The organism is Streptomyces sp. NBC_00045 (genome assembly GCF_045041095.1).
Lineage (GTDB): Bacteria > Actinomycetota > Actinomycetes > Streptomycetales > Streptomycetaceae > Streptomyces.
Genome location: NZ_CP108271.1, coordinates 3,242,282 through 3,254,375 on the forward strand (window position 1 = coordinate 3,242,282; position 12,094 = coordinate 3,254,375).

The window sequence follows — 12,094 nt, forward strand, 5'->3', positions numbered from 1 at the left end:
TCAGCCGGCGGAGCCGTTACCGCATTCGCCCGCGTCCAGCGCCAACCGGTACCCCCGCTTCACCACCGTCTGGATGAGGTTCGGAACCGCCAGCGCCCCCCGCAGCCGCGCCATCGCCGTCTCGACGGCGTGCTCGTCCCGCCCCGCCCCCGGCAGCACCCGCAGCAGCTCCGACCGCGCCACCACCCATCCGGGCCTGCGCGCCAGTGCCCGCAGCAGGGCCATCCCGGCCGGCGGCACGGGCCGCAGCTCCTCGTCCACGAGCACCGCGTGCCCCCGGATCTCCACCCGGTGTCCCGCCACGGGCAGCACCCGGGCCCGTCCCGGCAGTTCCTGGCACAGCAGCTGTACCAGCGGTCCCAGCCGGAACCGCTCGGGCTGCACGGTGTCCACCCCGGCCGCCTGCAGCGGCAGCGCCGTCACCGGTCCCACGCACGCCGACAGCACGTCCCCCCGAAGCCCCTCCAGCACCGCCTCCCGCACCCCCCTCTGCTCCGCCCGGGTCAGCAGCGAGGCCGCCGCCGGGGCGGAGGTGAAGCTCACCGCGTCGACCGCGCCGACGGCCACCGCGTCCAGCAGCCGGTCCAGCGGCCCGAGGTCCTCAGGGGCCATCCACCGGTACACGGGGACCACGACCACCTCGGCCCCGCCGGCCCGCAGCGCCTCGACGAACCCGGGCAGGGGTTCCCCGTGCAGCTGGAGCGCGATGCGCCGCCCGGCGACCCCGGCAGCGAGCATCCGGTCGAGCACCTCGGCGAGGGACTCCGAGTCCGGGGACCAGGTCTCCACGAGCCCGGCGGCCCGGACGGCGCCCTTGACCTTCGGCCCGCGCGCCAGCAGTTCGGCGGCCCGCAGCCGTGCCAGCAGCTCCTCGCCGATCCCCCATCCGTCGGCGGCTTCGATCCATCCGCGGAATCCGATGGCGGTGGTGGCGACGACCGTGTCGGGCGCGCAGTGGATCAGGTCCTTGGTGGCGGCGAGGAGTTCGCTGTCGTCGGCCAGCGGCACGATCCGCAGGGCCGGGGCGTGCAGGACGGTGGCGCCCCGCCGGCGCAGCAGGGCGATCAGCTCGTCCGCGCGCCGGGCTGCGGTGACCCCCACGGTGAATCCCGCCAGCGGGCCCGCCGTCGGCTTGGCGGGTCCGTCGAGGGTGTGCGTGTCGTCCATGGTGACCTGCCTTGCCCAGTGGGTCGGTATCGCATCGCGCCATCACGTGTCACGCGAACGGGACCGAGCCTGTCAAGTCGGCGTGTCAGGCTCGGTTCCGTCGTATTTCGTGTCCGTAAACCGCCGTTACACCGAGGTGAGCTGCGGCTTCGCTTCGGACCCGGCTGCCGGGAGCACCGCGGGGGCCGGCCGGCGAAGGTATACCGCCCACGTCACCGCGCAGCACGCCGCGTAGAAGCCGAGGAAGGTGACGAAGGCGGCCGTCCCGGATCCGGAGGTCGAGAACGCCTCCCGGAAGGCCAGGTTGATGCCGAGTCCGCCGAGGGCGCCGATCGCGCCGATGAGTCCCATGGCGGCCCCGGACAGCCGGCGCCCGTACGCGGCGGCGGCTTCGCCGCCCATGCCCCGGGCCAGTGCCTTGGCCTGGAAGATGCCGGGGATCATCTTGTACGTGGAGCCGTTGCCGAGCCCGCTCAGCGCGAACAGGGCCACGAAACCGGTGAGGAAGACGGGCAGCGACTCCCGGCCCGAGGCGTAGATGACGACGCCGGTCGCGGCGGCCATGGCCACGAAGGTCGCGAGGGTGATCCGCGCACCGCCGAACCGGTCCGCGAGGGCGCCGCCGACGGGCCGGATCAGCGAGCCGAGGAGCGGCCCGACGAAGGTGAGCGAGGCCGCCTGGAGCGGGGTGCGGCCGAACTGGGTCTGGAGTACGAGCCCGAAGGCGAAGCTGTAGCCGATGAAGGACCCGAACGTGCCGATGTAGAGGAAGGCCATGATCCAGGTGTGGGCCTCGCGGACCGCCTCGCGGACGGCCCCGGTGTCGCTCCGTACGGGCGCCAGGTTGTCCATGCGTAGCAGGGCCAGCGCGGCCGCGGCCACGACCAGCGGCAGGTAGATCCCCAGCAGCAGCCTGGGGTGCCCGGCCCCGGCGGTCCCGATGACGAGCAGGGCGACGAGCTGCACGACGGGCACGCCGATGTTGCCGCCGCCGGCGTTCAGGCCGAGCGCCCACCCCTTCTTGCGCAGGGGGAAGAAGGCGTTGATGTTGGTCATGGAGGAGGCGAAGTTCCCGCCGCCCACGCCCGTCAGCGCGGCCACGGCCAGGAAGACGGGGTACGGGGTTCCCGGCTCCATGACGACCAGGGCGGCCGTGGTGGGCGCGAGCAGCAGCAGGGCGCTGACGACGGTCCAGTTGCGTCCGCCGAAGCGGGCGACGGCGAAGGTGTACGGCACCCGGACGAGGGCGCCGACGAAGGTGGCGGTCCCGATGAGGAAGAACTTCCCGGCCGGGTCGATCCCGTACGCGGGGCCCATGAAGAGGACCATCACCGACCACAGGGACCAGATGGAGAACCCGACGTGCTCGCTGAGCACGGAGTAGAGCAGGTTCCGGCGGGCGATGCGCTCCCCGCCCTCCTTCCAGAACGTCTCGTCCTCGGGTTCCCACCGCTCGATCCAGCGGCCCCCCTTGCGCGGTGCGGTCGTACTGGTCATCACACGCCTCCACAGCTGTCGCGTCCGTGGTGACGACGGTAGGAACGGCGCGTTTCGGCCCCGGTCCCCGCCGGATGACCGGTGGGAAACCTTGCACTCACCCGCTGCCGGGGGCTCCTGTGAGCGCGGCGGGCCGCCAGCTCGCCGGGGGCACGTCCAGCCAGCCGCACTCGGCGGCGGTCGCGGCCGCCGCCCGGTGCAGGGCGTCGAGTCCGGGGTGGTCGAAGCCCTTGCGCCACACCATCGACAGCGGGGACAGCGGCACCGGGTCGACCAGGGGCCGCTTCACGCTGCCGGGCAGGTCGAGGAAGTCCACCGTCACCAGCACCGGATTGCGGGTCTTGGCCATGACCCGGCGGAACTCGTCCTTCCCGACGGCCACGGGCGCGGGCGGCGCCAGGGCGATCCCGCGTCCGGCGAACAGCTCGCGGGCGAGCCCGGTCCACTCCAGGGTCCGCGGGTTGCCGGCCCCGGCGTACACGGTCTCCCCGGCCAGCGCGTCCAGGGGTACGGCTGCCAGCGCGGCCAGCGGATGGCCTTCGGGCAGCAGCACGGCGAGCGGCTCGTTGCGCACCGGCCGGTGCGCGAGGCGGGCCCGCAGCGCCGGGTCCAGGCCGTGCGCGTATCCGAAGGACACGTCCAGGCGCCCGGCGGCGACCTCGGCGGCGGCGTGCGTCAGCCCGCTTTCGAAACGGGCCATCAGCTCGCAGTCCGGGGCGAGTTCCCGGGCCCGCTCCAGCACCGTGCGGGCGGTGCTGGGCCCGTCGGTGTTCAGGTCGACGAGGAGCGCCCGCGGGCCGGCGAAGGCGGCGGCGAGGGCCTCGTGCGCGGCCAGCACCCGGCGGGCCAGGGGCAGCAGCCGCTCCCCGTCGGCGGTCAGCTCGACGGCGCGGGTCGTACGGACGAACAGCCCTGCTCCCAGGGCTGCTTCGAGGCGTCGTACGTCCCGGCTCAGCGCCTGCTGGGCGACGTACAGGCGGGCGGCGGCTCGGGTGAAGTGCAGTTCCTCGGCCACGGCGACGAACCCGCGCAGCAGCCGGGGTTCCACATCACGGGGATTCACCCGAGCAGACTAACAACGGGGACGCGTGAATGGCTCCGGAACAGGTGTTGGACGCCCGGGCACCGGGAGCCGGAGCCTTGGACCATGCCGCAGACCACCTCCGCCCCGCTGATGACCGTGACCGGCTCCACCCTCGTCTTCGCCCCCGCTCCGCGCCGGCGGACGGCCCGCGTGCCGGGCCCGTACGCGCGCCTGTTCGCCCTGCCCGGCACGCGCGCCTTCACCGCCGGAAACCTCATCGCCCGCCTCCCCATGGGCATGTTCGGCATCAGCGCAGTGATGATGATCGCGGGCCAGCGCGGCTCGTACGCCCTCGCCGGCGCGGTCACCGCCACCGGGCTGGCCGCCACCGCGCTGGTGGCGCCGTGGACCGCCCGCCTGGTCGACCGGTACGGCCAGGCCCGGATCGCCGTCCCCGCGACGCTGATCGCGGTGCTCGGCTCGGTGGGGCTGATCCTCTGCGTCCGTGCGCAGGCCCCGGCCTGGACCCTGTTCGCCTGCTACGCCGCCACCGCGACCACCCCCAACATCGGCGGCATGTCCCGGGCCCGCTGGACGCACCTGCTGCGCGGCGCCCCCGCCGCGCACCACACGGCGATGTCGTTCGAGCAGGCCGCCGACGAGCTCTGTTACATGTGCGGCCCGGTGGTGGCGGCGTTCCTCTGCTCGGCCGTCTTCCCGGAGGCGGGCACCCTCACGGCGGCCGCACTGCTCCTCACCGGCATGCTGCTGTTCACGTCCCAACGCGCCACGGAGCCCCCGGTGTCGGCGCCCCGGCACGGCACCTCCCCGTTCCGCGCGGTGTTGCCCCTCCTGGCGCTCTTCCTCCCGCTGGGCGTGCTGTTCGGCTCGATGGAGGTCACCTCGATCGCCCACCTCGACGCGCAGGGCCTGGGCGCCGCCACCGGGCTGGTCCTGGCCCTCCAGGCGGCGGGCTCCTGCGCGGCGGGCCTGCTCTACGGCGCCCTGCGCCCGCGCAGCCTGCGGACCTGCCTGCTCGCACTGTCCCTCGCGATGACCCTCCCCTGGGCGGCCGCCGCAACCGGCTCGCTCGCCCTCCTGGCCCTCGCCCTGCTCCTGGCGGGCATGGCCACGGCTCCGACGATGGTCACGGCGATGTCCGGCATCCATGCGGCCACCCCGCAGGGCCGCCTCAACGAGGGCATGACCCTGGCGGTCACCGCCATCTTCGCGGGCATCTCCCTGGGCTCGGCCACGGCGGGCTCCCTGGTGGACCACCTGGGCCCCACCACCCCCTACGCCCTCCCGGCCGCGGCAGCCCTCCTGGCCCTCCTCGTGGGCAGCATCCGCCGCCCCACGCCCGTAGCGTAGATCCGGCCCCTGGCAGGAGGCGGTCGGTCCACCTGTCGTGGCCGTCGGCCACCGCCGCGAGACCCACCGCATCCTCTAGCCGCCCCGCAGACATGACGAAGGCCCCGCTGCCTGACGGCCGCGGGGCCTTCGCCCACATGGGATGAGTGGAGATGGCGGGAATCGAACCCGCGTCCAACGGTGCAGAAGCAGGGCTTCTCCGAGCGCAGTCCGCTGCGCTTTTCTCGGCCCCGGAGATCACACGGACAAGTCTCCGACGGGCTCAGTCACTGTTTGGTTTCCCTCCAACCCCCGTGACCGGGGCTAGAGGTTTAGATCCCTAATTGACGCCAGGATCCGGACCGGGACCACTTCCGGGCTGACGCTCCTCACAGAGGCTTCAGCTCACTGTTATTAGGCAGCGAGGGTGAAGCGGGAGTTATCGCTCTTGGAGTTGGCGATTATTTTTTGCGACATGTGGTTAGCGAGATCATTGCCGCTTCCTCGGCTCGCTTCCCCTGCATCGACATCCGCTGTCGAAACCGATCATCCCCATGTTTTGTTTACAAGCTGCTCCGACCCCGAAGGGGCGGTGCTGACGCCATGGTACGCGAAGTGGACCACGGGATGCCAGGAGATTACAGCTGACCTCGCTCCTTGCGCTTCACGGCCGAGATCACCCGGTTCGTCTCGCGCGTGTCCTGCTTCTCGCGCAGCGCCTGGCGCTTGTCGTACTCCTTCTTGCCCTTCGCCAGCGCGATCTCGACCTTCGCCCGGCCGTCCTTGAAGTACAGCGAGAGCGGCACGATCGTGTTGCCCGTCTCGCCGGTCTTCGAGTCCAGCTTGTCGATCTCCTCGCGGTGCAGCAGGAGCTTGCGCTTGCGGCGGGCGCTGTGGTTGGTCCAGGTGCCCTGGCTGTACTCCGGCACGTGCACGTTGTAGAGCCAGGCCTCGCCGCTCTCCACCGACACGAACCCGTCCACCAGCGAGGCCCGGCCCTGGCGCAGGGACTTGACCTCGGTACCCGTGAGCACGAGGCCGCACTCGTAGGTGTCGATGATCGTGTAGTCGTGCCGCGCCTTCTTGTTCTGGGCGATCAGCTTGCGCCCTTTTTCCTTAGCCATAGTGCAGTCATTTTCGCACTACGACCCCACCCCGAGGCCACCCAATACCGCTCGCGCCCGTTCCTCGACGCCGTCGCCCGCCGCCAGGTCCGGGGTGATGCCGTTGCCGTCGAGGCTGCGGCCCGCCGGGGTGCGGTACGTGCCGACCGTCAGCTCCGCCACCGAGCCGTCCGGGAGTTGCGTCGGCATCTGCACCGAGCCCTTGCCGAAGGTCCGCGTGCCCACCGCCACCGCGCGCCCGCGGTCCTGCAGGGCGCCCGTCACCAGCTCCGCCGCGCTCATCGTGCCGCCGTCGACCAGCGCCACCAGGGGTCTGGCGGTGTCCCCGCCCGGGCCGGCGTACAGGGCGCGCTGGTCGCCCCGTACGTCGTACGTGGCGACCAGGCCGCCGTCCAGGAACGCGGAGGCGGCCGTCACGGCCTCGGTGACCAGGCCGCCCGGATTGCCGCGCAGATCCAGCATGAAGCCGGCGCCGGGCGGGGCCGCGCGGACGGCGGCCCGGACCTGTTCGCCCGAGCCGCGGGTGAAGGAGGCGACCTTGATGAGGGTGATCCCGCCCGGGAGTTCCCGCACGGTCACGGGCTCGGTGTGCAGCTGCTCGCGGCGGAGGGTCTCGGTGAGGTCGGCACCGTCGCGGGTGAGGTGCAGGACGACGGGGGTACCGGCGTCGCCGCGCAGCAGGGCGACGACTTCGCCGACGGGCATACCGGTGACGGCTTGGCCGTCGATGCTCAGCAGGCGGTCCCCGGCCCGCAGGCCGGCGCGGGCGGCGGGGCTGTCGGGCTGGACCTTGTCGACGTCGATGTGGCCGTCCCGGCGGCGCTCGGTCCACAGGCCGACGCCGGTCCAGCGGCCGTCGAGGTCGTCGGTGAAGGCGGCGTACTCGCCCCGGTCGTAGACCATGCCCCAGCGGTCGCCGCTGCGGCTGACCTCCTCCTGGGCGGCCTTCTTCCCGGACTTTCCCTCGGCGGCGGCCTCGGCGGCGGCGCGGGCCACGGCCTCGCGGTCCGCGGTGCCCGGCTCCCGGGGCGCCTCGGGTACGGCCGCGGGGTGCTGCGTACCGGCGGCCGTTAACCCGCCGCCGGCGGCGTCGGCCCGGTCCCAGCAGCCGGTGCCCGCCGCGGTGCCCACGGCGGCGATGAAGGCCAACGTCAAAACGGCCCCGCGACGCAGGTCGCGGGGCCGGAGACAGAAGGCGGGCAGACCCGGCATGGCGCCGAGTCTAGGACAAGCCCCGTGGAGGAACGGCGGGTTGAGCGGACCTCACACAGGGCGCTTGTCACACCTTCAGGTACTTGCGCAATGCGACGAACGCGGCCAGCGAGGGCATCAGCACCCCGATGACCAGCACCAACGGCAGCTTGGCCAGGACGGAGTCCCAGCCGATGAAGTTGATCAGCTCCATCTTGCTGCGCAGCGCGGCTCCGTGGTCAATGACGAAGTACTGGCCGGCGCCGAGCATGCCGCAGGCGAACACCGCGCCGATGAGGCCCGCGAAGGCGGCCTCCATGATGAACGGGACCTGGATGTAGAAGCTCGACGCGCCGACGAGCCGCATGATCCCCGTCTCCCGCCTACGGCTGAAGGCGGAGACGCGCACGGTGTTGACGATCAGCAGCAGGGCCACGATCAGCATGATCAACATGATGCCGAGGGCGGCCATGTTGAGGTAGCCGAGCATCGTGAAGAGGTTGTCCAGCTCCTGGTGCTGGTCTTCCACCGACTGCACGCCGTCGCGGCCCGCGAAGGCCGTGGTGATGACCTGGTACTTCTCGGGCTGCTTGAGCTTCACCCGGAAGGATTCGGGCATCTGGTCCGGGGTGACCACCGTGGCGAGCGCGGTGTGCCCGAAGCGCTCCTTGTAGTGCGTGTAGGCCTCGTCGGAGGACTCGTAGTGGACCGTCTCGACGAGGTCCATCTTCTTCAGGTCGGTCTCGATCTGCTGCTTCTGATCGGGAGTGACCGCGCCCTTGGCGCAGGCCTTGCTCCCGCCCTCGGCGTTGTCCTCGGCGTCGCTCTTGTTGCAGAGGTAGATCGAGACGTTGACCTTGTCGTACCAGTAGCCCTTCATCTCGCTCACCTGGTCGCGCATGAGCAGGGAGCCCCCGAACAGGGCCAGCGACAGGGCCACGGAGATGATGACCGCGAAGGTCATGGTGAGATTGCGGCGGAGACCGACGCCGATCTCCGACATGACGAACTGGGCGCGCATGACGTCTCAAGGGCCTTTCAGTGCTGGTAGCCGTAGACGCCGCGCGACTGGTCGCGCACGAGTCGGCCCTGTTCGAGTTCGATGACGCGCTTGCGCATCTGGTCCACGATCTGCTGGTCGTGGGTGGCCATGATCACGGTGGTGCCGGTCCGGTTGATCCGGTCCAGCAGCTTCATGATGCCGACCGAGGTCTGCGGGTCGAGGTTGCCGGTGGGCTCGTCCGCGATCAGGAGGGCCGGCCGGTTGACGAAGGCGCGGGCGATGGCCACGCGCTGCTGCTCACCGCCGGAGAGCTCGCCGGGCATGCGGTCCTCCTTGCCGCCGAGGCCCACGAGCTCCAGGACCTGCGGGACGGCCTTGCGGATCTCGCCCCGGGGCTTGCCGATGACCTCCTGGGCGAAGGCGACGTTCTCGGCCACGGTCTTGTTGGGGAGGAGACGGAAGTCCTGGAACACGGTCCCCAGCTGGCGGCGCATCTGCGGCACCTTCCAGTTGGAGAGCTTGGCGAGGTCCTTGCCGAGGACGTGGACCTGGCCGTGGCTCGCCCGTTCCTCGCGCAGGACGAGCCGCAGGAAGGTGGACTTGCCGGAGCCGGAGGAGCCGACCAGGAAGACGAACTCGCCCTTCGCGATGTCCAGCGAGACATCTCTGAGTGCGGGGCGGTTCTGCTTCGGGTAGGACTTGGAGACGTTGTCGAATCGGATCACGGGTGCACCACGGTCGCCGGGAGTAGGTGTGCGTGACCATACGCGAACGGGCGGGGGGTGGGGGCCCCGCGTCCGGAGTTGCCCGATATATCCCCTGGTCCGGGGGGTACGGTGCACGATTGCCCGGACGGGCCGCGCCGAATGTCGCTGGAGCTGGCACAGTGGTAGGGGAACGTAGTCGTTCCTTCAAGCGTTGTTCAAGGGGACGGAAGGAGGAGAGCGCATGACTTACGACCGGCTCGTGTGCGCGAACTGCGCCGCGCCCGTCAGCCAGGGCCGCTGCCCGGTGTGCCGGGCGAACCGGGAGCGCCTCCAGCAGGAGGGCCCCTTCGCCGGCCTGAATCCCATGGCGCTCATCGTGCTCCTGGTGGTCCTGGTGGCAGCCCTGGCCCTGGTGGCCCAGCAGACGGCGTAGCCTCTCACGTCCCGATCACGGCATCTCGATCACGGCGTCCGATCAGGGCGTTCCGATGACGGCGTCCGATGACGGCGTCCATGCGGAGGAAAGCGAAGGCCCGGACACCTGCGGTGTCCGGGCCTTCGTACGTGCTCTGCGCGTTACGCGGTCTGCTCCTGCTGCTTGCGCCAGCGGATCCCGGCCTCCAGGAAGCCGTCGATCTCACCGTCGAGGACCGCCTGCGGGTTGCCGACCTCGAACTCCGTCCGCAGGTCCTTGACCATCTGGTACGGGTGCAGGACGTAGGACCGCATCTGGTTGCCCCAGGAGCTGCCGCCGTCCTTGAGGGCGTCCATCCTGGCCTGCTCCTCCTGGCGGCGCCGCTCCAGCAGCTTGGCCTGGAGGACGTTCATGGCGCTGGCCTTGTTCTGGATCTGCGAGCGCTCGTTCTGGCAGGAGACGACGATGCCGGTCGGGAGGTGCGTGATGCGCACCGCCGAGTCGGTCGTGTTGACGCCCTGGCCGCCGGGGCCGGAGGCGCGGTACACGTCGACGCGCAGCTCGGTCTCGTCGATCTCGACGTGGTCGCTGGTCTCGACGACCGGCAGCACCTCGACGCCCGCGAAGGAGGTCTGGCGGCGGCCCTGGTTGTCGAAGGGCGAGATGCGCACGAGGCGGTGGGTGCCCTGCTCGACCGAGAGCGTGCCGTAGGCGTACGGGGCCTTGACGACGAAGGTGGTCGACTTGATGCCGGCCTCTTCCGCGTACGAGGTCTCGTAGATCTCGGTGGCGTAGCCGTGCCGCTCGGCCCAGCGCAGGTACATGCGCTGGAGGCGCTCGGCGAAGTCGGAGGCGTCGACGCCGCCGGCCTCGGCGCGGATGTTGACCAGCGCCTCGCGCTCGGCGTACTCGCCGGAGAGCAGGGTGCGGACCTCCATCTCGTCCAACGCCTTGCGGACGGAGACCAGCTCGGTCTCGGCCTCGGCGAGGGTGTCCGCGTCGTCCATCTCCTGGGCGAGGTCGAACAGCACCGCGAGGTCGTCGATGCGGCCGCGCAGGGTCTCGGTCTTGCGGACCTCGGCCTGGAGGTGCGAAAGCTTGCTCGTGATCTTCTGGGCGGCCTCCGGGTCGTCCCACAGGGACGGCGCGGCGGCCTGCTCCTCAAGCACGGCGATATCTGCCCTCAGCTTGTCGAGGTCCAGGACGGCCTCGATCGACCCCATGGTCGAGGAGAGGGACTTCAGCTCTTCGGAAACATCGACGACTGCCACGGGTCCAGCGTAGCCGGTCCGCGGGCGGCGCTGTCCGGGCAGGCCGGATCACCCGTTCTGATGACCGGGGGAACGGGCGTACGCTCACGGTATGACTCTCCTCCTCGTCAAGCGCCGCCATGTGGACCACATGCGTGTCACGACGACGAGCTGTCTGCCGCCGGACCATCCCCAAGCCTGATCCACCCCGATCCGACTTGGTCCTGTACGCGGCCCAAGCGGCTCCGGCGCCATCCCTGCCGGCGGCCCTCCCCACCCGCTGCCCCGACACCTCTGGGGAACAGGACCCCGTGACATCCGAAACGGAGCCGTCATGCCGTCCGCGCACACCCTCCCTGTCATCGACCTCTCCCAGGCCGACGATCCGACCCTGCGGGCCGATTTCCTGAAGGAGCTGCACGCGGCAGCCCGGGACACCGGTTTCCTGCACCTCACCGGACACGGCATCACCGATGCGGAGACCGCTCGCATCCTTGAGCTGACCAGGGCCTTCTTCGCCCTGCCGGAGGCCGACCGGCTCTCCGTGAGCAATCTGAACTCGCCGCACTTCCGCGGCTACACCCGCATCGGCCACGAGCTGACCGGCGGCGCCTCCGACTGGCGCGACCAGCTGGACGTCGGCGCCGAGCGCCCGGCGCCGGTGGTGGGGCCCGACGACCCGCCGTACCTGTGGCTGGAGGGCCCGAACCAGTGGCCGCAGGCCCTGCCGGACCTGCGGCCGGTGGTGCTGGAGTGGCAGTCCCGGCTGGCCGCGGTGGCCCACCGCCTGCTGCAGGAGCTGCTGGCCTCGATCGGCGCCCCCTCCGACTTCTTCGACGCGGCGTTCGCGGATCGGCCGCACCTGCACACGAAGCTGATCCGCTACCCGGGCTCCGCCCCGTCCGGCGCCGACCAGGGGGTCGGGGCCCACAAGGACTACGGGTTCCTGACGCTGCTGCTCCAGGACTCGGTGGGCGGCCTCCAGGTGCGCCAGGGCGACGGGTTCCTGGACATCCCGCCGATGCCGGGGGCGTTCGTGGTCAACCTGGGCGAGCTGCTGGAGATCGCGACGGAGGGCTACCTGGTGGCGACGGACCACCGCGTGGTCAGCCCGCCGGGGGCGGTGGAGCGGTACTCGGTGCCGTTCTTCTACAACCCGCGGCTGGACGCGGTGGTGGAGACGGTTCCCGGCGAGTACCTGCGCTCCGCGCCCGGGGTGGCCCACGACGCGTCGAACCCGCTGCACGCCGAGTACGGGCGCAACGAGCTCAAGGGCTGGACCCGGGCCCACCCGGCGGTGGCCCGCCGCTGGCACCCGGAACTGATCGCCGCCGGCGCATAGCCCCGCCAGAACCCACACGCGCTC

Annotated in this window: 11 protein-coding genes and 1 other RNA gene; 3 read left to right on the top strand and 9 right to left on the bottom strand. The window is 71.3% G+C overall.

Annotation, left to right across the window (positions count from 1 at the left end; all coding sequences use genetic code 11):
* From OHA65_RS15205 to OHA65_RS15215, 3 genes are all read right to left on the bottom strand, one after another.
* Nucleotides 1-1,167 (bottom strand): uroporphyrinogen-III synthase, encoded by a 1,167-nt coding sequence (locus OHA65_RS15205; protein ID WP_405762008.1) that lies wholly within the window; start codon nt 1,165-1,167, stop codon nt 1-3.
* 126 nt (nt 1,168-1,293) lie between these two features.
* Nucleotides 1,294-2,664, bottom strand: coding sequence for a nitrate/nitrite transporter (locus tag OHA65_RS15210; RefSeq protein WP_327283658.1), 1,371 nt, complete (start codon nt 2,662-2,664; stop codon nt 1,294-1,296).
* Nucleotides 2,665-2,761: 97 nt separating this feature from the next.
* On the bottom strand, nt 2,762-3,727 hold the full coding sequence (locus OHA65_RS15215; RefSeq protein ID WP_327283659.1) for a LysR family transcriptional regulator: 966 nt from the start codon (nt 3,725-3,727) through the stop codon (nt 2,762-2,764).
* Between the two features lie 84 nt (nt 3,728-3,811).
* Here OHA65_RS15215 and OHA65_RS15220 point away from each other — a divergent pair, with 84 nt between their 5' ends.
* Nucleotides 3,812-5,059: an MFS transporter gene (locus OHA65_RS15220; RefSeq protein ID WP_327283660.1), complete on the top strand. Its 1,248-nt coding sequence runs from the start codon at nt 3,812-3,814 to the stop codon at nt 5,057-5,059.
* 144 nt (nt 5,060-5,203) lie between these two features.
* Here OHA65_RS15220 and ssrA read toward each other — a convergent pair.
* The 5 genes from ssrA to ftsE form a co-directional block, all read right to left on the bottom strand.
* Nucleotides 5,204-5,592, bottom strand: a transfer-messenger RNA (tmRNA) gene (gene ssrA / locus OHA65_RS15225).
* 84 nt (nt 5,593-5,676) lie between these two features.
* Complete coding sequence (gene smpB / locus OHA65_RS15230) at nt 5,677-6,162, bottom strand: SsrA-binding protein SmpB (protein ID WP_030161337.1); 486 nt, start codon at nt 6,160-6,162, stop codon at nt 5,677-5,679.
* Nucleotides 6,163-6,180: 18 nt separating this feature from the next.
* Nucleotides 6,181-7,374 carry a S41 family peptidase gene (locus tag OHA65_RS15235; protein WP_327283661.1) on the bottom strand — a complete coding sequence of 398 codons (1,194 nt, stop codon included), beginning with the start codon at nt 7,372-7,374 and terminating at the stop codon, nt 6,181-6,183.
* 67 nt (nt 7,375-7,441) lie between these two features.
* The gene (gene ftsX / locus OHA65_RS15240; protein ID WP_327283662.1) at nt 7,442-8,374 is read right to left on the bottom strand and encodes a permease-like cell division protein FtsX; all 933 of its coding nucleotides are present in this window, start codon (nt 8,372-8,374) and stop codon (nt 7,442-7,444) included.
* A 17-nt stretch (nt 8,375-8,391) separates the two neighbouring features.
* Nucleotides 8,392-9,081, bottom strand: a complete 690-nt coding sequence (ftsE, locus tag OHA65_RS15245) for a cell division ATP-binding protein FtsE (RefSeq protein ID WP_030161344.1) — start codon at nt 9,079-9,081, stop codon at nt 8,392-8,394.
* 223 nt (nt 9,082-9,304) lie between these two features.
* Here ftsE and OHA65_RS15250 point away from each other — a divergent pair, with 223 nt between their 5' ends.
* Nucleotides 9,305-9,496 carry a hypothetical protein gene (locus OHA65_RS15250; RefSeq protein ID WP_054225180.1) on the top strand — a complete coding sequence of 64 codons (192 nt, stop codon included), beginning with the start codon at nt 9,305-9,307 and terminating at the stop codon, nt 9,494-9,496.
* Between the two features lie 143 nt (nt 9,497-9,639).
* Here the strand turns inward: OHA65_RS15250 and prfB are convergent, their stop codons facing one another.
* A complete protein-coding gene (gene prfB, locus OHA65_RS15255) occupies nt 9,640-10,749 on the bottom strand; it encodes a peptide chain release factor 2 (protein ID WP_327283663.1) in 1,110 nt (369 codons plus the stop codon).
* Between the two features lie 313 nt (nt 10,750-11,062).
* Here prfB and OHA65_RS15260 point away from each other — a divergent pair, with 313 nt between their 5' ends.
* Nucleotides 11,063-12,070, top strand: coding sequence for a 2-oxoglutarate and iron-dependent oxygenase domain-containing protein (locus OHA65_RS15260; protein ID WP_327283664.1), 1,008 nt, complete (start codon nt 11,063-11,065; stop codon nt 12,068-12,070).
* Nucleotides 12,071-12,094 lie beyond the last annotated feature (24 nt).

Excerpts from the sequence above, each read along its gene's own strand:
- smpB (WP_030161337.1), bottom strand. The coding sequence starts at position 6,162 with ATGGCTAAGGAAAAAGGGCGCAAGCTGATCGCCCAGAACAAGAAGGCG.
- OHA65_RS15235 (WP_327283661.1), bottom strand. The coding sequence starts at position 7,374 with ATGCCGGGTCTGCCCGCCTTCTGTCTCCGGCCCCGCGACCTGCGTCGC.
- OHA65_RS15260 (WP_327283664.1), top strand. The coding sequence starts at position 11,063 with ATGCCGTCCGCGCACACCCTCCCTGTCATCGACCTCTCCCAGGCCGAC.
- OHA65_RS15210 (WP_327283658.1), bottom strand. The coding sequence starts at position 2,664 with ATGACCAGTACGACCGCACCGCGCAAGGGGGGCCGCTGGATCGAGCGG.
- OHA65_RS15220 (WP_327283660.1), top strand. The coding sequence starts at position 3,812 with ATGCCGCAGACCACCTCCGCCCCGCTGATGACCGTGACCGGCTCCACC.
- ftsX (WP_327283662.1), bottom strand. The coding sequence starts at position 8,374 with ATGCGCGCCCAGTTCGTCATGTCGGAGATCGGCGTCGGTCTCCGCCGC.
- OHA65_RS15250 (WP_054225180.1), top strand. The coding sequence starts at position 9,305 with ATGACTTACGACCGGCTCGTGTGCGCGAACTGCGCCGCGCCCGTCAGC.
- OHA65_RS15205 (WP_405762008.1), bottom strand. The coding sequence starts at position 1,167 with ATGGACGACACGCACACCCTCGACGGACCCGCCAAGCCGACGGCGGGC.